14 protein-coding genes and 2 pseudogenes are annotated in these 17,059 nt (G+C 54.3%); 6 read left to right on the top strand and 10 right to left on the bottom strand.

What is annotated here, in order from left to right; translation table 11 throughout:
* Positions 1–21 precede the first annotated feature (21 nt).
* Positions 22–621 (bottom strand): pentapeptide repeat-containing protein, encoded by a 600-nt coding sequence (locus AC1UKS_RS11050; RefSeq protein WP_265910518.1) that lies wholly within the window; start codon positions 619–621, stop codon positions 22–24.
* A gap of 58 nt (positions 622–679) precedes the next feature.
* On the opposite strand from AC1UKS_RS11050, the gene AC1UKS_RS11055 reads away from it, so the two are divergent.
* Complete coding sequence (locus tag AC1UKS_RS11055; RefSeq protein WP_265910517.1) at positions 680–1,099, top strand: GNAT family N-acetyltransferase; 420 nt, start codon at positions 680–682, stop codon at positions 1,097–1,099.
* Here the strand turns inward: AC1UKS_RS11055 and AC1UKS_RS11060 are convergent.
* The 3 genes from AC1UKS_RS11060 to AC1UKS_RS11070 form a co-directional block, all read right to left on the bottom strand.
* Positions 1,096–2,397 carry a glycoside hydrolase family 10-like protein gene (locus AC1UKS_RS11060; protein ID WP_482436923.1) on the bottom strand — a complete coding sequence of 434 codons (1,302 nt, stop codon included), beginning with the start codon at positions 2,395–2,397 and terminating at the stop codon, positions 1,096–1,098. The genes AC1UKS_RS11055 and AC1UKS_RS11060 overlap by 4 nt on opposite strands.
* 117 nt (positions 2,398–2,514) lie before the next feature.
* Positions 2,515–2,919 (bottom strand): GFA family protein, encoded by a 405-nt coding sequence (locus AC1UKS_RS11065; RefSeq protein WP_482433535.1) that lies wholly within the window; start codon positions 2,917–2,919, stop codon positions 2,515–2,517.
* 23 nt (positions 2,920–2,942) lie between these two features.
* Positions 2,943–3,977, bottom strand: coding sequence for a LacI family DNA-binding transcriptional regulator (locus AC1UKS_RS11070; protein WP_482433537.1), 1,035 nt, complete (start codon positions 3,975–3,977; stop codon positions 2,943–2,945).
* 218 nt (positions 3,978–4,195) lie between these two features.
* Between AC1UKS_RS11070 and AC1UKS_RS11075 the strand changes: the two genes are divergently transcribed.
* The 4 genes and pseudogenes from AC1UKS_RS11075 (at position 4,196) to AC1UKS_RS11090 (ending at position 8,562) form a co-directional block, all read left to right on the top strand.
* Positions 4,196–5,209, top strand: a complete 1,014-nt coding sequence (locus AC1UKS_RS11075) for an ABC transporter substrate-binding protein (protein WP_482433539.1) — start codon at positions 4,196–4,198, stop codon at positions 5,207–5,209.
* A pseudogene (locus AC1UKS_RS11080) lies at positions 5,133–6,680 on the top strand (ABC transporter permease); the annotation flags it as partial. The gene AC1UKS_RS11075 and the pseudogene AC1UKS_RS11080, both read left to right, overlap by 77 nt.
* Positions 6,677–7,762, top strand: a complete 1,086-nt coding sequence (locus AC1UKS_RS11085) for an ABC transporter ATP-binding protein (protein WP_482433541.1) — start codon at positions 6,677–6,679, stop codon at positions 7,760–7,762. The pseudogene AC1UKS_RS11080 and the gene AC1UKS_RS11085, both read left to right, overlap by 4 nt.
* Positions 7,759–8,562: an inositol monophosphatase family protein gene (locus AC1UKS_RS11090; RefSeq protein WP_482433543.1), complete on the top strand. Its 804-nt coding sequence runs from the start codon at positions 7,759–7,761 to the stop codon at positions 8,560–8,562. The genes AC1UKS_RS11085 and AC1UKS_RS11090 overlap by 4 nt, the downstream gene beginning before the upstream one ends.
* A 127-nt stretch (positions 8,563–8,689) precedes the next feature.
* Here the strand turns inward: AC1UKS_RS11090 and AC1UKS_RS11095 are convergent, their stop codons facing one another.
* Positions 8,690–9,976: a methyl-accepting chemotaxis protein gene (locus tag AC1UKS_RS11095; protein WP_482433545.1), complete on the bottom strand. Its 1,287-nt coding sequence runs from the start codon at positions 9,974–9,976 to the stop codon at positions 8,690–8,692.
* Between the two features lie 475 nt (positions 9,977–10,451).
* Here AC1UKS_RS11095 and AC1UKS_RS11100 point away from each other — a divergent pair, with 475 nt between their 5' ends.
* Positions 10,452–10,913, top strand: a complete 462-nt coding sequence (locus AC1UKS_RS11100; protein ID WP_482433546.1) for a GNAT family N-acetyltransferase — start codon at positions 10,452–10,454, stop codon at positions 10,911–10,913.
* Positions 10,914–11,083: 170 nt separating this feature from the next.
* Here AC1UKS_RS11100 and AC1UKS_RS11105 read toward each other — a convergent pair.
* The 5 genes and pseudogenes from AC1UKS_RS11105 to AC1UKS_RS11125 form a co-directional block, all read right to left on the bottom strand.
* A pseudogene (locus AC1UKS_RS11105) lies at positions 11,084–11,631 on the bottom strand (GrpB family protein).
* A gap of 143 nt (positions 11,632–11,774) precedes the next feature.
* Positions 11,775–12,044, bottom strand: a complete 270-nt coding sequence (locus tag AC1UKS_RS11110; protein WP_482433547.1) for a VENN motif pre-toxin domain-containing protein — start codon at positions 12,042–12,044, stop codon at positions 11,775–11,777.
* 48 nt (positions 12,045–12,092) lie between these two features.
* The gene (locus AC1UKS_RS11115; RefSeq protein WP_482433549.1) at positions 12,093–12,632 is read right to left on the bottom strand and encodes a hypothetical protein; all 540 of its coding nucleotides are present in this window, start codon (positions 12,630–12,632) and stop codon (positions 12,093–12,095) included.
* Entirely contained in the window at positions 12,632–16,693 is a 4,062-nt protein-coding gene (locus AC1UKS_RS11120) for a hemagglutinin repeat-containing protein (protein ID WP_482433550.1), read from the bottom strand. Before AC1UKS_RS11120 ends, AC1UKS_RS11115 begins: the two co-directional genes overlap by 1 nt.
* A 19-nt stretch (positions 16,694–16,712) precedes the next feature.
* Positions 16,713–17,057 (bottom strand): immunity 8 family protein, encoded by a 345-nt coding sequence (locus tag AC1UKS_RS11125; protein WP_482433552.1) that lies wholly within the window; start codon positions 17,055–17,057, stop codon positions 16,713–16,715.
* Positions 17,058–17,059: the final 2 nt, after the last annotated feature.

Consider the following 17,059-nt stretch of genomic DNA (forward strand, 5'->3'; position numbering starts at 1 on the left):
ACCAGATGACGAATATTCCACTTAATCGACTAATTCGATCCCCAATCCTGCCAGCAAATTCACGGCTTCAAGCCGCGAAAATTTCGCCCGTGCGACGGTATTGTGCATTACGTCGATGGTGAAGTTCCAGGAGTCGGTAAAATCCGCCGCCCGCAGATTGGTGTTGTTAAATAAACTGCCAGCAAGGTCGCAGCCGGTAATCGTTGCGTTGGCTAAATCACACTCGCGAAAATCCACCTCATGCAGCTTGCACTCGTCCAGCGTCAAACCATTCAACTTCAATCCCTGAAACGACGCGTTGGTTAGCAGGCATTGGGTAAACTGCAGCTCAGGATCGAGATTGAAGGTCGGCCACTGTGCGCGCGTCCAGTCGATGCCGCTTAGCTTGCACGCATTGAACGCCACCTCATAAAACGTCGACCAGCTGATGCCCGTCACGCTGAGGTTACAGTGGTTGAAGGTACATTGGGTGAACTTACAGCGGATGAGCTGCGCCGAGGTGAAGTTACAGTTATTGAACACGCATTCTTCAAAACGCGCGCTTTCCAGCGTGGCTGAAATGAGATCCAGCTTGTCGAAGGTTTGCTGAAAATAGTCTTGATTGCTGACCGGGTGTTCCATGATGATGCTCCTTGAGTCTTGATATTATCTATCGCCATCATCAGCAGGAGAGTCTGGCATGTCAGAGGCAGAGATCGGCTACAAAGTTAATGAACCTATCACCGAAGCGCAGTTTATCAACTTACTGAAAGAGACCTCGCTAGGCGAGAGAAGGCCAATTGCCGATCGGGATCGCATCGCCGATATGCTGAAACACAGCAACCTGCTGGTAACCGCCTGGATTGGCGACCGGCTGGTGGGCGTGGCGCGATCGCTGACCGACTTCAGCTTTTGTTGCTATCTGTCCGATCTGGCCGTATCCGAGACGGTACAAAAGTCCGGGCTGGGTAAGAAACTGATTTCTGTTACCGCCGCTCAGCTTCATCCAAAATGCCGCGTTATCCTGCTTGCCGCGCCGCTGGCGGTGGAATATTACCCAAAAATCGGTTTTGAACAGCATCCCAGCGCCTGGAATTTACTGGCGGAACAGTTTAATTAGCGTCCCCAGCGTGAGTGCAGATACTCGACCGCTTTCTGCGTCTGCGGTTGATTAAGGTAGCTCTCCCTGAACAGGATCGTGCCGTCAATCTGCGACACGGCATCGTTGAGATCGAGCTGTTTTTTCAACTCGGGCACGCCGCCTTCAATCATCCAGTCCGGCTCCATCTTCGACGGTTCACCGATTTTATACAGCGCCACGCCGATATAGAGTTTGGTCGGGGTGTTTTTCACCACGTTAGCCCACCAGTTTGCCAGCACATCATAGCGCGCTGCGTCTCGCGCGAAAGGCCAGTACAGCTGAGGCGCAATATAATCCAGCAGGCCCTGTTGCACCCAGCGGCGGGTATCGGCATAGGATTCGTCATAGGCGGCGGCACCCCGAGTCGCTGAACCAGCCGGATCGTGCGAAATATTCCGCCAGACGCCGGCCGGGCTGACGCCAAACTGTACATCCGGTTTCAGCTGCTTAATGGTGCGCGACACCTGCTCGATCAGCAGCTGGGTGTTATGTCGCCGCCAGTCCGCTTTCGAGGCAAACCCCTGACCATAACGGCTGTAGGTTTGATTGTCGTTCAGGGCAGAGCCAGGCGATTCGGTATAGAAGTAATCATCAAACTGCACGCCGTCTATTGGGTAACGGGCAACCACTTCGGAGACGATGCTGGTGATCCAGTCCCGCGCTTCCGGAATGCCCGGATCGAGGACGAAGCGATCGCCTGAGGTACGGATCCAGTCGGGATGCAGCACAAACACGCTGGCGGGATGTAACGACACGGTGCGGTTTAACTCGGCAACCGTCGACGCTTTGGTGTTGACCGACACGCGGTAGGGGTTAAACCAGGCATGCACCTTAATGCCGCGCTTGTGCGCTTCATCGAGCATAAACTGCAGCGGATCGTAACCCGGATCCTCGCCAATCTTGCCGGTCAGCATATCTGACCACGGCAGGATTTTGGAGGGCCACAGCGCGGTGGCATCCGGTTTAACCTGGAAGAAGACGGTATTGATGCCGAGGCTTTTCAGCTTATCCAGCTTGTCCTTCAGCGCCTGTTGCTGCTGGCTAATACGCAGCGCCGCACTGCTAACGTTCACCGACGAGACCGGGGGCCAGTCAAGTCGCGATACGGTGGTCAGCCAGACGCCGCGCATCGGCTGCGCGGTAAGTGACGGTGTCACCTGAACCGGTTGCTTTGTTACCGGTGGAAAGGGCGTTACCAGCGATTTGGGTGGCTGTGAGGCGCAGCTGGCCAGCAGCAACGCGGTGCCAACCAGCGCCAGCGCGCTGAATTTTTTCAGATTGGTGGCCGGGAAAACGCGGCGAGAAAGGGCGATGATAGCCTCCGTGCTGACGTAAAAAGTTGCCGTATCTTACCCTAATCAGGCGTCTCAGAGACACCTGATTACCGGCGGTGATTACTTCGGTGTGTAAGAGATATAGCCGGCGATGCCGCCCGCGCCGCCGTCTTTGGGGTGATTAAGGCCATCAGAAACCGGGACCGGGGAAAAGTCGAAAGGCGTAACGCCGTCAATGCAGGCGACGTTGATGCCGTAAAATTCCGGATTCGAACGCCGTTGGTGGAAGGTGTAGATACCGCAGGTTTTGCAGAAGAAATGCGCGGCTTCGCCCGAATTAAAGCGGTACTCGGTCAGTATATCCTGCCCTTTGATCACCTCAACCCGATTACCCATCGCCATCACCGCGCCACGCTTCGCGCACAGGGAACAGTTGCAGCGAAGCACGCCGTTAAAGCCATCGATAAGCTCAACGTTAAACACGACGGAACCACAATGGCACTGTGCTGACTTAATGTCTGACATGACGACCTCTGAGTAGTGTTGATTTATCCCCCACGGACCGAGCCACGCCATACCACGCTGGCTTCATACAGGCATTTGTCGCTGGGCCGATCGACGCGAGGGTTCAGTTCATGGCTGCTTTTATCCTGAGTAACCAGCCACTGTACCGCCTCGCGGGAAAAGGTTTCCATCGGCGGGGCGAAGGTGGTGAGGTTGTAGGATGACCAGCCGCTTTGCGCAATATTGTCGTAGCCCACGATACACAAATCTTCCGGGATGCGTAAGCTGAAACGGGTTCGCGCTTCGTCCATAAAACCACAGGCCACCAGATCGGTAACGCAAAATACCGCATCGGGCCGCTTCTGCCGGGTCAGCAGGCGATGCGCCAGTATCTGTCCGCTTTCATACGAGGTGGTGCCGAAGCGCTCAACGTCCACCGTCAGGCCGGCGCGCTCGGCCGCGGCCAGAAAATCTGTTTCTCGTTTCATCAGGCTGGGGGTACCGGCCAGCGAATTGGCAAAGGCCAGATGGCGGCAACCCGCGCGCACAAAGGCGCTGATGGCGGTATCGGCCGCCTTGCGGGAATCCAGATTGATGCTCAGCGAACCGGGCAGGGATTCGTCACGGTTAATCAGAATCAGGTGCTGACCGTGCTGATAGCAGAGCTGAGTGATGCCGCTGTCCGGCATGCCGGAAAGAATAATCGAGGCATCGGCGCGAAAGTTGATCGCCTGCTGCAGGGCCGCCGAGACGCTGTTATCGGAAAGATCGGTGTTAATGATCATCGCCACCTTGCCGGCTTCCTGCAAAAAATGCGTCAGCCAACTGACCAGGCTGGCACGGTAGGGCGTGGCAACATCGGAGACGATCAGACAAACGATGCCGCTGCGGTTACTGACCAGGCTGCGGGCCAGATGATTAACGTGATAGCCCAGCTCTTCTGCCGCTTTCATCACCCGGTTGCGGGTACTTTCCGACACGCTGGCACCCGGCGTAAAGGTGCGCGAAACCGCCGATCGGGACACGCCGGCACGCAACGCAACATCATAGGCATTAATCCCCGTTTTACCCTGGCTCACATTTTTTCTCCCGCTGGCAACACCGCCGAACTGACTATTCCACCTTTTGCACAAGTGTGCAAAATAATATGCCCTGATTATGTTGCAATTTTGTGACACTGCCAGTCAATTCGGCACCAAGGTGATTGAGGGGCGAAATTATGTACTCTATCACTTTGCACACATGTGCAAGATGCTTGTTTTATCAGCAACACAAATAACAATCAAGGAGAATACCTATGCGTCACACCTTGTTGATCACTGCCCTGACACTTTGCGGATCGAGTCTGCCGCTCGCAGCCAGCGCCGCCGGGAACCTGAATATGATTTGTTCGGCAGATGTGGTGGTCTGCGAACATATGACCGATATCTTCAGCAAGTCGCATCCTGACATTAAAGTCAGCATGGTCCGACTCTCCGCCGGGGAAGCCTATGCCCGCTTGCGCAGCGAGGCGCGTAACCCACGCACCGATATCTGGTGGGCAGGCACCGGCGACCCGCATATGCAGGCCGCATCAGAAGGGCTGACCCAGGTGTATAAATCGCCGCTGTTGCCGCAGCAGCAAGACTGGGCGCAAAAGCAGGCAGAGATTTCCGGTTATCGCACCGTCGGTATCTACGCCGGTGCATTGGGCTGGGGCTACAACACCAAATTACTCGCCGAGAAGAAAATCAAAGCGCCAGCCTGTTGGGCGGACCTGCTTGACCCGGCCTTCAAGGGCGAAATCCAAATCGCTAACCCGAACTCCTCCGGCACCGCCTATAACGCCTTAGCCACCCTCGTGCAGATCATGGGCGAAGATAAGGCGTTCGATTACCTGAAAAAGCTCAATGACAATATCTCGCAGTACACCAAATCCGGCTCTGCGCCGGTGAAAGCGGCGGCGCGCGGTGAAACCACCGTCGGCATCGTCTTTATGCATGATTCGGTGGCAATGGAAGTCGATGGCTTCCCGGTGAAAACGGTCGCGCCTTGTGAAGGCACCGGCTACGAGATTGGGTCGATGTCGATTGTGAAGGGCGCACGTAACCTGGCCAGCGCCAAAGTCTGGTATGACTGGGCGCTGAGCGCAGAAGCCCAGTCGCATATGAAAGAAGCCAAATCCTTCCAGCTGCCGTCCAATACCAAGGCTGAAATCTCTGAATACGCGCCGCGCTTCGAAAATATCAAACTGATTGATGACCGCCGCCGGATCGACGCTGCTGGGACTGGCATTTGCGCTGGCGGTCTCGCGGACCGGCTTGCCGTGTAAAAAAGCGCTGCGGATGCTGACTATCCTGCCGATCACAACGCCGCCGTTTGTGATCGGGCTGGCTCTGATCCTGCTGTTTGGGCGTTCGGGGGTGGTCACCACGCAGCTCGCCGCGCTGTTTGGCATTGAACCGGGACGCTGGCTGTATGGCATGACCGGCATCTGGATTGCGCAGGTGCTGTCGTTTACGCCGGTGGCCTTTATGGTGTTAATTGGCGTGGTGGAAGGCATCAGCCCGTCACTGGAAGAAGCGTCTCAAACGTTGCGCGGCAACCGCTGGCACACCTTTTCGCGGGTTTCGCTGCCGTTAATGGCGCCGGGACTGGCCAACGCCTTCCTGATCAGCTTTATCGAAAGCATGGCGGATTTCGGCAACCCGATGGTGCTGGGCGGCAGTCACGGCGTGCTTTCTACCGAGATTTTCTTCTCGGTGGTCGGTGCGCAGAACGATCCAAGCCGGGCCGCGGTGCTGGCGATGATCCTGCTCTGCTTTACCTTATGCGCCTTTATTATTCAGCGCGTGTGGCTCTCCGGCAAAAGCTTCGCCACCGTCACCGGCAAAGGGGATGGCGGCCGCCATGCGCAGTTACCGAAACCGATGCGGATTGGCGTGTATGGATTGGTGATCCCGTGGGGGCTGTTCACCCTGGTGATCTACGGCATGATTATGATCGGCGGTTTTGTGCAGTCCTGGGGACTGAACAATAACCTGACGCTGGAACATTATATTCGCGCCTTCAGCATCACGCTGCAGGACGGGCATCTGCTGTGGACCGGCGTCGCCTCGAACTCGTTCTGGACCACGTTGGAAATCGCGCTGATCGCCGCACCTCTGACGGCCATCGTCGGCCTGTTAACCGCCTGGCTGATCGTCCGGCAGAAGTTTGCCGGTCGTCAGGCGTTTGAGTTTGCGCTGATGCTGAGTTTTGCCATTCCCGGCACGGTGATCGGCGTTAGCTATGTGATGGCTTACAACCTGCCGCCGCTGGAGATCACCGGAACCGCGTTGATCCTGATCGTCTGCTTTGTCTTCCGCAATATGCCGGTCGGCGTGCGCGGAGGTATCGCGGCGATGAGCCAGCTCGACCAGAGCCTTGATGAAGCCTCCTTAACCCTTGGGGCCAACAGCTTCCGCACGCTGAGAAAAGTGGTGCTACCGTTGTTGAAACCGGCGATCAGCGCCGCGCTGGTGTATGCCTTTGTCCGGGCGATCACCTCAATCAGTGCGGTGATTTTCCTGGTCAGCGCACAGTACAACATGGCGACTTCGTACATTGTTGGGCTGGTCGAAAACGGCGAGTACGGTGTGGCCATCGCCTATTCTTCGGTGCTGATCGTAGTGATGCTGGCGATCATTGCCGTATTCCAGTTGCTGGTCGGCGAACGTCGCCTGAGCCGGGCAAGTAAAACCACGCAGGTGGCGACGATAGCACCGTCTGCCGCTGCCTTAACCCAGGAGAATGCCGTATGAGCGCGTTAAAAGCCGGAACCGTGGTGTTTGAACATGTCTCAAAGCGCTTTGCCGGATTCACCGCCGTTCCCGACCTGTCGCTGACGGTTGAGGCGGGCACGCTGGTGACGCTGCTGGGGCCTTCGGGCTGCGGCAAAACCACCACGCTACGTTTACTGGCCGGACTGGAACATCCCACGTCCGGCACCATTCGCATCAGCGGCAAAGACGTGACCAATCTGCCGGCCAATGAGCGCGACGTGGCAATGGTGTTTCAGTCTTACGCGCTGTTCCCGCATATGTCGGCTCTGGACAACGTGATGTACGGCTTGCAGGCTGGCGGCATGAACAGGAAGGAGGCGCAGGACCGCGCCAGAGAAGGGCTGAAGATGATCGGTCTGGAACATCAGGGCAACCGGCTGCCTTCGGAACTCTCCGGCGGACAGCAGCAGCGTATTGCCGTTGCTCGCGCGCTGGTCCTGGAACCGCAGGTGCTGCTGCTGGACGAGCCGCTGTCTAACCTCGATGAACGCCTGCGCCGTCGGGTGCGGACGGATATCCGCGATCTGCAACAGCGCCTGGGCTTCACCGCCGTGTATGTCACCCACGATCAGGAAGAAGCGCTGGCCGTTTCCGATAAAATCATCGTGATGCAGGAGGGGAATATTGCCCAGCAGGGTGCGCCGGAAACCCTGTACCGCTCGCCGAACTCGGTGTTTATCGCCGATTTTATGGGTGAAGCGAACATCCTGCCGTGTGAAGTTGAAACATTGGAAGGGGATAATGCCCTGATCCGCCTCGGCAGCCAGCGTTATCGGGTGCAGGGGAACGGCGCGCGGCCGGGCAAGGCTCAACTCTCGGTGCGTCCGCAGTTCATCACCGTCTGCCCGTCTGGCGAAGGCGCGCTCGACGGTGAAATTATGCATACCACCTGGCTTGGCGATCATATTGAATATGAAGTGAAAACTGACCTTGGCGCGCTGTTTATCGTTGATACGCAGATGGAACAGCGGCTGCCGCCTAATGCTCGGGTGAAGCTGGATTTTAAACCGCAAGGCCTGGCGCTGATTGCCCTTAAACCTGGATGTAAGGAACAACTATGACTGAGTTAGATAACGGCGCGCTGATGGCGCGTCTGGCCCTGGCAGAAAAAGCCGCCAGAACCGGCGGCGCGCTGGCCCTGAAGTGGTTCAATCAGCGTGAACGTTTAGTGATTGAAACCAAGAAAGATCTGCAGGATGTGGTCTCGATTGCCGATCGTGAAGTCGAACAGCATATCGACGATTTGATCCGTACGCAGTTCGCCAACGACGGTTTTCTGGGGGAAGAAACCGGGTTACAAACCGGCACCTCAGGCTTCACCTGGGTGGTCGATCCCATTGACGGCACCAGCCCGTTTCTTAACGGCATGCAGAACTGGTGCGTCTCCGTCGCCGTTTTATTTGCCGGGGAGCCGGTGATTGGGGTGATTTACGCACCTTGTTTTGATGAGTGCTACATTGCCGCCAGCGGCAAGGGCGCAACCTTAAACGGCGTCACCCTGAAGGTCGATCCGGCCAGAACCTTGCAAAATCATGTGGTCGGTTTTGGTGCCAACAGCTACGTGACGCCAAAAGAAGTCGGCGAGTTGTTGAGCGCCGTGCTGGAAGCGGGCGGCAACTTTATTCGTATCGGATCGGGCGCATTGATGCTGGCGTGGGTCGCTGCCGGTCGCGTGGTCGGATATTTTGAACCCTATATGCATGCCTGGGATTGCCTGGCCGGATACTGCCTGGTGAAAGAAGCGGGCGGCTGGTATTTACCGTTTAACACCGAAGGCGATCGCATAACCAAGGGCGCTAAGGTTCTGGCGGTTGCACCGGGTGCGGAAGAAGAGCTTAAGCGGATTGCCGGGGTTGAATAAGTTAGCCAGCCGGTAAAGGGCAGAAGAAAAGGGCGCAAATAACCAATTTGCGCCTCTTTTTTGGTGTTGCTACGTGAATTCTGCAAGGCCAGTGCCTTGATAGATTGGCAGAATTTACGTAGCGCGATCACACGTCCAGTCGGTGGATAACGCTAACAAACTGGCTGACGCCGCTGTTGATTTCCTTCAGGCTGCGCGACAGGTCGGTGATTTTATCCTGCTCGGAGGTGACGAACTGTTTCACCGCATCGAGCTGCTTATACATCTGCTGGATCAGATCTGAGTTCAGCTCCACCACGGTGGTGATTTTTTGCGTGGCGCTGGCGGTTGACGCCGCCAGCCGGCGAACTTCCGCCGCAACCACGCTGAATCCCCGTCCGGCTTCACCCGCGCGGGCGGATTCAATGGCGGCATTCAGCGCCAGAATGTTGGTTTGTGCGGCAATCACGTTAATAGTATCAACCACTTCACTGATGCTTTTGGCCGAGGCATTGAGCTGTGCACCAATCTCTGTTGCGGCATTCACCTGAACCGCAACCAGTCCGGAGTTGCGCACCGTTTCATCCAGCACTTCGTTGGCATTGTGGGTGATCTGCGAGGTTTGCTCGGAGGTGGTGACTGCAATGTCGGCCACGCGTTTAGCCGCTTCCACACGGGCGGTGATGTCCGAGGCGATCTTAATGACCTTAGACACATGACCATCGGCGTCATAAATCGGGTTGTAGCTGGCTTCCAGCCAGATGCGTTCGCCGCTGGCGGTTTTACGTTCAAAGCGACCGACAAAGTGCTGGCCTTTGCCAATTTTCTGCCAGAAATCAGGGTTTTCCCGGTAGAAGCTGTCATAGCAGAAGATGCGATGATGCTGCCCGACGATATCAGACAGGCTGTAGCCCATATGGGTGAGAAAGTTGCTGTTGGCCGTCAGGATTTTGCCATCCGGCGTAAACTCAATCACCGCCATCGACAGATCCAGCGCGGTGATCACCGCTTCTTTTTGTTCCAGTTCCTGATGGCGGGCGGTGATATCACTCGCCACTTTGATCACTTTATAAACCTGGCCTTTATCATCGCTGACCGGGAAGTAGGTGGCGCTGAGATAGAAACGCTGGCGGAGTTTACTGAAGCGTTCAAAGATGCCGGTAACGGACTCGCCGCTGGCTAAAGTTTGCCAGAAGGCGGCATAAGCGGATGAGCGACTGTAGTCTGGCTTACAAAAAATTCGGTGGTGCTTGCCCTGAATCTCACTGAGCGTGTAGCCGGTAACGTCGAGGAACTGCTGATTGGCGCTGAGGATCTCTCCATCGGGCAAAAACTCAATCCATGCCACATGCTGTTTGATCGCATCAATATCCCTTGCGATGCTATTACTTTTGGACGAGGGCAGAGAAAAAGCCGATTTTTTCACACCAAACATAGAACACCTCAGGAAGTTAGCAATAGCGCAATGATTCCGTTGCGGGCGCGGCGTCTGGCCACGTCCATCATAACGAAATTCTGTTCGGCAAGCCCAGATTGGCTGTGCGTAATTTTCCCTGCTGGACACTTGATCCAACGCCCTTAAGGCGACGGACGTCTCTCTTTACGCACTGAGGTGCGCATGCTGGGATGATAAATGGGTCATTTTCCTGATGTTCTGTAAAAAGTGCCGGGCAGGCGAATGCCTGTCTTAAATGATATCGGCAGCGCTGGGAAAAGGATGAGGGTAACATGCAGATCATTTACGTGTTTTGTGCGCTGGAGGGGGTTATGGATAAACAGAACGGCAAGGTTAAGAGGCGAGGGAGCTTGGCGGGTCTGTGGTGGGCAGATTCTGAAACGTGGGAGCCGTTGATGTCAGTCTGCAATTTTACTCATGTTGCGTGGGGTTTTCGTTTATTCAGAGGCATGCAATGTGCATCATAACCAGATTGTACCGGCCAGAAGATTTGGATGCAGCGATTGCCGTGTTCCAATGTGCGGTGCGTGGCATCGCCAGCAAGGATTATGATCAACAGCAGATTCTGGCGTGGAGTCAGGTCGATCGTCAGCGCTGGGAGCAGCGGTTAAATGACAGCAAAGCTTGGCTGGCGGAAATCGATCGTTGCATTATCGGCATCATCAGTCTGGAAGCAGATGGTCATCTGGATTTGTTGTTCACCGATGCGGAGTATCAACGACGCGGCGTGGCGACAGCGCTGTACAGAACAGTTGAGCAATGGGCGAGGGAAAACGGCGTGACGACGATGGAGACTGAAGCGAGCATCACGGCAAAACCGTTTTTCATTTATCACGGGTTCAACACGATTGCTCAACAGCAGGTGCAGGTGCGGGGACAAGCGTTTATCAATTACAAAATGGAGAAGATGTTGTGATGATCAAGTGGCGTCCCAGGTTGATGGCCAGCAGAAAGATTGGCAACGGTAAGCCACCAGATGAACAACAGAGGGAAGGTAAGGAGTTTATCAATGGGCGATTCGCGGGTTAATATTCAATTTAACATAATATACATTATGCGAACCTAAGTATCGGTACGCGGAATCTGTCATTTTGAGCCGCCATTGGCTTTGGTGGCCTTTTGCCGCGATTCTGGCTCTTCCATGGCAAGCTTCAGATAATGACTGATGAAATCGACCTTCCTCTGCTGATACCGCTTTATGTCATTCCTACAAACTGCGGCCGCGTTCTGTTTCAGCTCCGAGTAAGCTTCTGCCACTTGCGGGTTCTCTATCAGATAATCTCTGAACGCCAGATGTTTAACGATTTGCTCATCACCCACCTTAAACGCATGCACCTGATGACTCCGACGATCTCCGCCTTTGGTGAAGTATCTTCTGCCGGCAATGCCGTTTTCACCCCGTGCATCAAAACCTGACGCAGCCATGGCTTCGTTGCATTTATCCAGCTCACTCAGGTCTATGACTTCCAGCAAAATGTCTATCACCGGCTTCGCCATCAATCCCGGTACTGATGTGCTGCCGATATGATGACTGGCCACCATCACTGACTTCAGCACAGTTACTAACCTGGCGCGTTCTGCTTGATACTGATTTGCCACTGCTGATCGTATGGCGCTACGACGACAATGCGCATCGGTATGCCCCCAGTTTTATCGTTTTTCGATGGCGTCGCTACGTGAATTCTTTTATGACGTGGCACCCCTTGCCTTACAGATTTCACGTAGCGTTACCGTATCTGAGCCTGGATTATTTTCCAGGATCGCTTTGATAATATCGCTAGCAAAATGAATCTACTCCGGCACTGCCATCAACCGCGCCACCGGCCGCTCCGCCTGCCAGCGTTACAATGTTGGCGATAAGCATTCTTTCATCAGCAGACAGCTCAGAAGGTTTCCTGCCAAACAACAATGTGCTGAGCGCGTCGTTATAACACATCAGGCCTGCGGTTAACCCGCCCGCAGCGCCTCCAGCCACGCTACCGCCCTGAGCTTTGGCAATAAGCCCCGACGCCAGGGTGTGCAACAGATTACGTGGAAATACGTTCAACTGAGTTACAGTTAAAAAAATCCCGGCCGCGAGGGCTTGGGTTAATTGCTAACCGACTGCTTCAAAAAAACCACCTATTTCTTTTTGCGTTAACTTGTCCAAAAATAAATTAACAATGTTTTTTCCATCATCAATTCCAAGAGAAAATCTATCACTACACTTTATCCAACTAACCACATCCCTATCCTCACCTATGACTATTAAAATTGACTCTGAGGATATAATAACCTGAACATCTAAACTGAAATCATCTATAAAACGCTGATTAAAATCATGACTTCCTGAGTTCTTCCAGATGTCTGTATTAACAACTGGAAGTCCATGCGAACTGTTTATAAAATCTTTTGACATGGAGTCTGTTTTATGAACCGCTCCAGATTCTATCATTACTAATGTTACAGATGATAAAAGTCCATTCTCTGGTAACACAGCCAGTTCAAGCAGGCTTTTATTACCGTTCCCGACCCGCCAATACAAAGGAGGAAGATTCATACAATCAAGAATATTTATATTTATAGGAACGTAACCATCAACTGCAATGGCTACATTTCCTTGCTCATTAATAATTCGATCAATAATTAAGCTCATTATTTATACAACGCATGTTTTAGTACTGGATAAGGATCTGTAGGTCGTTGGCTAAATACCAATTCCCAGCGCCCAACCTGCATTTTTTCGTTAAATTTGAGTCCCAGAGAAGATGCATCTTCAACGGCACTCTGTAGACTGGTCAGCATAGCCTGACTTCCTTCTGTAGTACTGTGAGATAATCCATTTCGTGTTAAATATTCGCCCATATGTTTAGTTGCATTTGGATTCACCCAAACAGTTTGTCCATTAACATTTAATTCAAAAGACTTTGGAATGGACGTTCCTGCGATTGCAGGTTGAGTTGCTTTAATTGAATCAAAAACTGTTCCTGTTTTAGCTATATCAGCGCCAGCTATAGCCGCTGCTGCTTCAGCCTTACCCGCAACCTTAGCAACCACCTTCTCCGTCAGTACCGCGCCACCTTTCACCACTCCGACACCGCCAGCAAGCAGACTGGCTATATCGGTGACCAGCTTACCGCCCTCAACACCTGCATTAAACGAGCCACTGGCTCCGGCTTTCTGATACTCCGCTTCCATCCGGTCAATGCGGTCAATATAGGACTGCTTCACCGCATCCGACACGTTACCAAGCACATCGCCACTATTAAAGAGGGATTTCAGTGCTTCGTAAGTTTCAACCGGACTGCTGGCCGTTTTCACGATGCTGTCAACGGCATCATACAGCCCCGCCGGAACACCGGCCACCATGCCCGCCGCAAAGCTGCCATCCTGACCCAGGTCAATCGCCGTCCATTTGGCTTGCGCCCCCGCTTTGCATGCCACGGTCTGACATTCAGCGATTTCTTTATCCTTCTGAGCCTGCTGTTTTTGGCTCAGATAGTTATTCTCAACCTCAGTCCTGCCTGCAGATGCCCCGCTTCCAATTCCTGCACTGCCATCCACTGCTCCGCCTGTCGCTGCGCCTGCCAGCGTAACAATATTGGCGATAAGCATTTTTTCATCAGCAGACAGCTCAGAAGGCTCCCTGCCAAACAACATTTTACTGAGCGCGTCGTTATAACCCATTAAGCCTGCAGTTAACCCGCCCGCAGCGCCTCCAGCCACGCTACCGCCCTGAGCTTTGGCAATAAGCCCCGATGCCAGGGTGTGCAGCAAAATTCGCAACGGCTCATTGTCTTGCGAAACCTGCTTCACCATCTGTGCCAGCAGTGGAGCCGCACCGGCTGCGACCGCCCCGCCTAAGTTCCCGCCCGCAAGGCCGGCAAACACGCCGCTGATGGCCTGCGCGGCAATCTGCATTTTTGAGCCAACACCATATTTATCTTCGGCTGCCTTATCCAGCACTTTTTCTTTTTCAGCGTCAGACAGCTTGTTGAATTCACTGTCGTTCTCACGCTTTTTCTTCTGCTCTTGCTTCTCCTGTTCTTTCAGATAATCGAACGTCTGGGTAATGACCTGCTGCGCCAGCGCGGCCATCTCGCGCTGTACGGTGAGGCTGTTCTGCACTTTTTCCGCATCGAAGCTGTCCTTTAGCGCGTTCTCTGCGGACGCCGTTTCCCGACTGAGCTGCGAGACGTCCTGCTGCTGATCGTCCGGGTTGCGTATCTCAATGCTACCCGGCGAAATGGCGCTGTAGGTGGTGGAACCCGCACGGTCCTTTGTCTGCCCTAACGTCGCCACCGGCAGGGAACTGTCACTGACTCCTACCCCAAAGCCATTGCCGCCCGAACTGGCGTTGTTATGGATCTCTGTCCAGCCCAGCGTGCCGGTGCTGAGGGTATTTTTATCCGGCGTCGCCGTCGAGGCGATAACCGCGCCATCCAGCTGGGTATGGTCGCCCACATAAATAGTGTAGCCACCCTCACCCGCGCTGATGCCGCTTTGCTGGTTAACCGAAGCGTAGTCATTATAAATTTTGCTGGCGCTGGCGCTGGCGTTGGCGCTGCCCTGTACGGGTACCCCTGCGCAAATCGGCGGCACGCAGATACTGACATTGAAGCCGGATGAACTTTCATGGCTGTCATAGCTGGCATGATCCTGCTGGCTGGCGATCGCCAGGTTGCGGCCAGCATTAAGCTCGACGTGATTACCGCTCAGGTTGGCGCCGTTGAGCGTCACATCCTGACCCGCTTTTACCGTCAGATCGCCTGTTGCCGTCACCTCACTGTTATGGTGGGTGACGCTGTTGCCGTCCATTTTCCCACTGCTCTGGCTTGCCGCCAGCTCAATCGAGAAGCCGTTCTGGCTGCCGCCAAGGCCAAAACCGACACCCACGCCATAATGGCTGCCGCCGGAGGAGGATTTCTGGTTACTGGTATCTTCTGACGAGCGTAAAGCAATATCCTTGCCCGCAGACAGCGCGATGTTGTCGCCGCTGATACTTGCCCCAACGCCGGTGATGTTTTCTTTTGCCGTCAGCGTGGTGTCACCGCCGGATTTCAACGTGGTACCGGTCTGCTCGGTGTGACTCTGCTCCATCGACTGATGACTGCTACCGGCGGTAGCACTGACGGTGACTTTCACCGCGGCGGTTTTCTGTGTAACGGCCGACAGCGCTGTCATTGCTGCCTGCGCGGCATAGATGGCCTGCAGACGCGGATCGCTGTTATTTCTGTGCGCATCGACGGTCTTATCTGCCGCCTGTGCCGCGCTCACGCCGTAACCCGACATCTGCACCGTCACGCCATACTGTGCCGATTTACTGGCGCTGCTGGCTCTACTGCTGTCCTGTGACGTTGTCAGTTGGATATTCTGACCGTCAATATCCAGCCTGTTACCGGCATAGACGTCAGCCCCTTGCAGCGTTACATCCTTACCTGCTGAAATTGAGACGTTACCCTGCTCACTGACCACGCCGCTGCGCAGGTTATTCTGCTGGCTGCCCGCGTTTGCTTTATTCCATGCCGAGCTTCCCCAACCAATCGTGCCGCTATAGCCATCACCGCCGAGTGAACCGATGGTGGTGCTTGAGCCATGAGCCGTCACATTTTGCCGATCCTCGCCGGTATTCAAACTCACGTTGCCTTCGCTCGCGGTGAGTGACACGCTCTGTTTACCGGTCAGCGTTGAACCGGATACGGTAATGTCTCCCTTGTCGCTGTTCAGGCTGACGCTGTTGCCGGTAATGGCTGAGGTGTGCTGTGTAAGATAGGTGGCATCGCTGTTCTGCTGCTCACGGCCCAGACCGAACGGTGAAGCAGGTGCGCCATTATTTGGCGAGTCGCCAACCATGCGTGCCATTGCGCCAGCAGAAACGGTCGTGGTGAAATCTTTCTGCTTGCTGCGGCTGTCTGAGGTCATGCGCTGGCTGTCGGCCTCAGTCACCACGTCAATATTGCCCGTGGCCTGCAATGCTGCCGCTTTACCTGCGCTGACGGTACTGCCAGCAATCAGGATATTCCCGCTTCCAGCTTCGCCGCGTGCCGTCAGGGAAACATTTCCCCCGGCCGTCAGTGAACTGCCGCTCTGATAAACACTTTCACTGGTCTGGCTGGCTTTCGAAGAGGACCGGTGATACGTCAGCCCTACATCCGGTGCATCCAAAGCCGACGCGCCGAACTCGTTACCAACGGCTTTCGCCTGCCCGTATACCGAACTGTTCTGGTTCATGGCATCGCACAGATTGCGGACGGTATCAATCAACGTACCGGTCAATTGCAGACCAATCCCGGAGCTTTTGCTCTCTTGTTTATAGCTCTCTCTGACCTGATCCTGGCCGGACAGCACGGCAATATTTTTTGCCGTTACGTTGATGTCACCATTATTGCCACCAGCCACCACGTCGCTGCCTTTAATTAGCGCATTATTGCCTGCAGTAATTGTTACAGCGCCATTGGCCGTCCCGACCAGGCTACGCGCATCACTTTGCGTGACCTTCGCGCCGTTATATTCACTTTTCGCAGATTGCTTGCCATAACTGATCCCCATCCCACCGCTGGACAGGCCGCTTTTCTTCACCTCTTTCAGGCTGTAAGTGGACTGCGAGTCGGTGGCGGCAAGCAGATTAGAGCAGCGGGAGATAGCTGCTTTTATTGAACTGGTTGCTGCGCCGCAGATGCGGTAACTGATTGGTATGTCGAGTAAAACCCCAGCCACAAGGGCCGGGGGTTGTCATTTAAGGCTGGTAGTCTTCATATTCCCAGGCAAAGACGCGGGAGAGTTTTTGCGCTATCTCCATCCAGTCTTTGCCTTCGCACTGGTCGATATAATCAGTGATGGTTTTTGTGATCTCATCCAGATCATATTTACGTACCAGCAGCGTATGACGCATCAGTTCAGGTAGCCAGTGGTGCTTGCAAAGCCATTCGGGAGTACAAACAAAAAGATCAAAGTTATCTCCTCCTGATGTTTCAACAGTACCTATCGTTAAGGTTAAATTTATCGCAACTTCATCAACATCAGGCAGATATGTATTAAAATCATGATGAGCACAATCAATATTTTTCAGTGTTGCTTTCATTT

Source organism: Erwinia sp. AK-PDG3-5 (assembly GCF_056821705.1).

Bases quoted from the DNA above. Each gene is read 5' to 3' on its own strand.
- AC1UKS_RS11050 (WP_265910518.1), bottom strand. From the start codon at position 621: ATGGAACACCCGGTCAGCAATCAAGACTATTTTCAGCAAACCTTCGAC.
- AC1UKS_RS11055 (WP_265910517.1), top strand. From the start codon at position 680: ATGTCAGAGGCAGAGATCGGCTACAAAGTTAATGAACCTATCACCGAA.
- AC1UKS_RS11065 (WP_482433535.1), bottom strand. From the start codon at position 2,919: ATGTCAGACATTAAGTCAGCACAGTGCCATTGTGGTTCCGTCGTGTTT.
- AC1UKS_RS11075 (WP_482433539.1), top strand. From the start codon at position 4,196: ATGCGTCACACCTTGTTGATCACTGCCCTGACACTTTGCGGATCGAGT.
- AC1UKS_RS11085 (WP_482433541.1), top strand. From the start codon at position 6,677: ATGAGCGCGTTAAAAGCCGGAACCGTGGTGTTTGAACATGTCTCAAAG.
- AC1UKS_RS11090 (WP_482433543.1), top strand. From the start codon at position 7,759: ATGACTGAGTTAGATAACGGCGCGCTGATGGCGCGTCTGGCCCTGGCA.
- AC1UKS_RS11095 (WP_482433545.1), bottom strand. From the start codon at position 9,976: ATGTTTGGTGTGAAAAAATCGGCTTTTTCTCTGCCCTCGTCCAAAAGT.
- AC1UKS_RS11100 (WP_482433546.1), top strand. From the start codon at position 10,452: ATGTGCATCATAACCAGATTGTACCGGCCAGAAGATTTGGATGCAGCG.
- AC1UKS_RS11115 (WP_482433549.1), bottom strand. From the start codon at position 12,632: ATGAGCTTAATTATTGATCGAATTATTAATGAGCAAGGAAATGTAGCC.
- AC1UKS_RS11125 (WP_482433552.1), bottom strand. From the start codon at position 17,057: ATGAAAGCAACACTGAAAAATATTGATTGTGCTCATCATGATTTTAAT.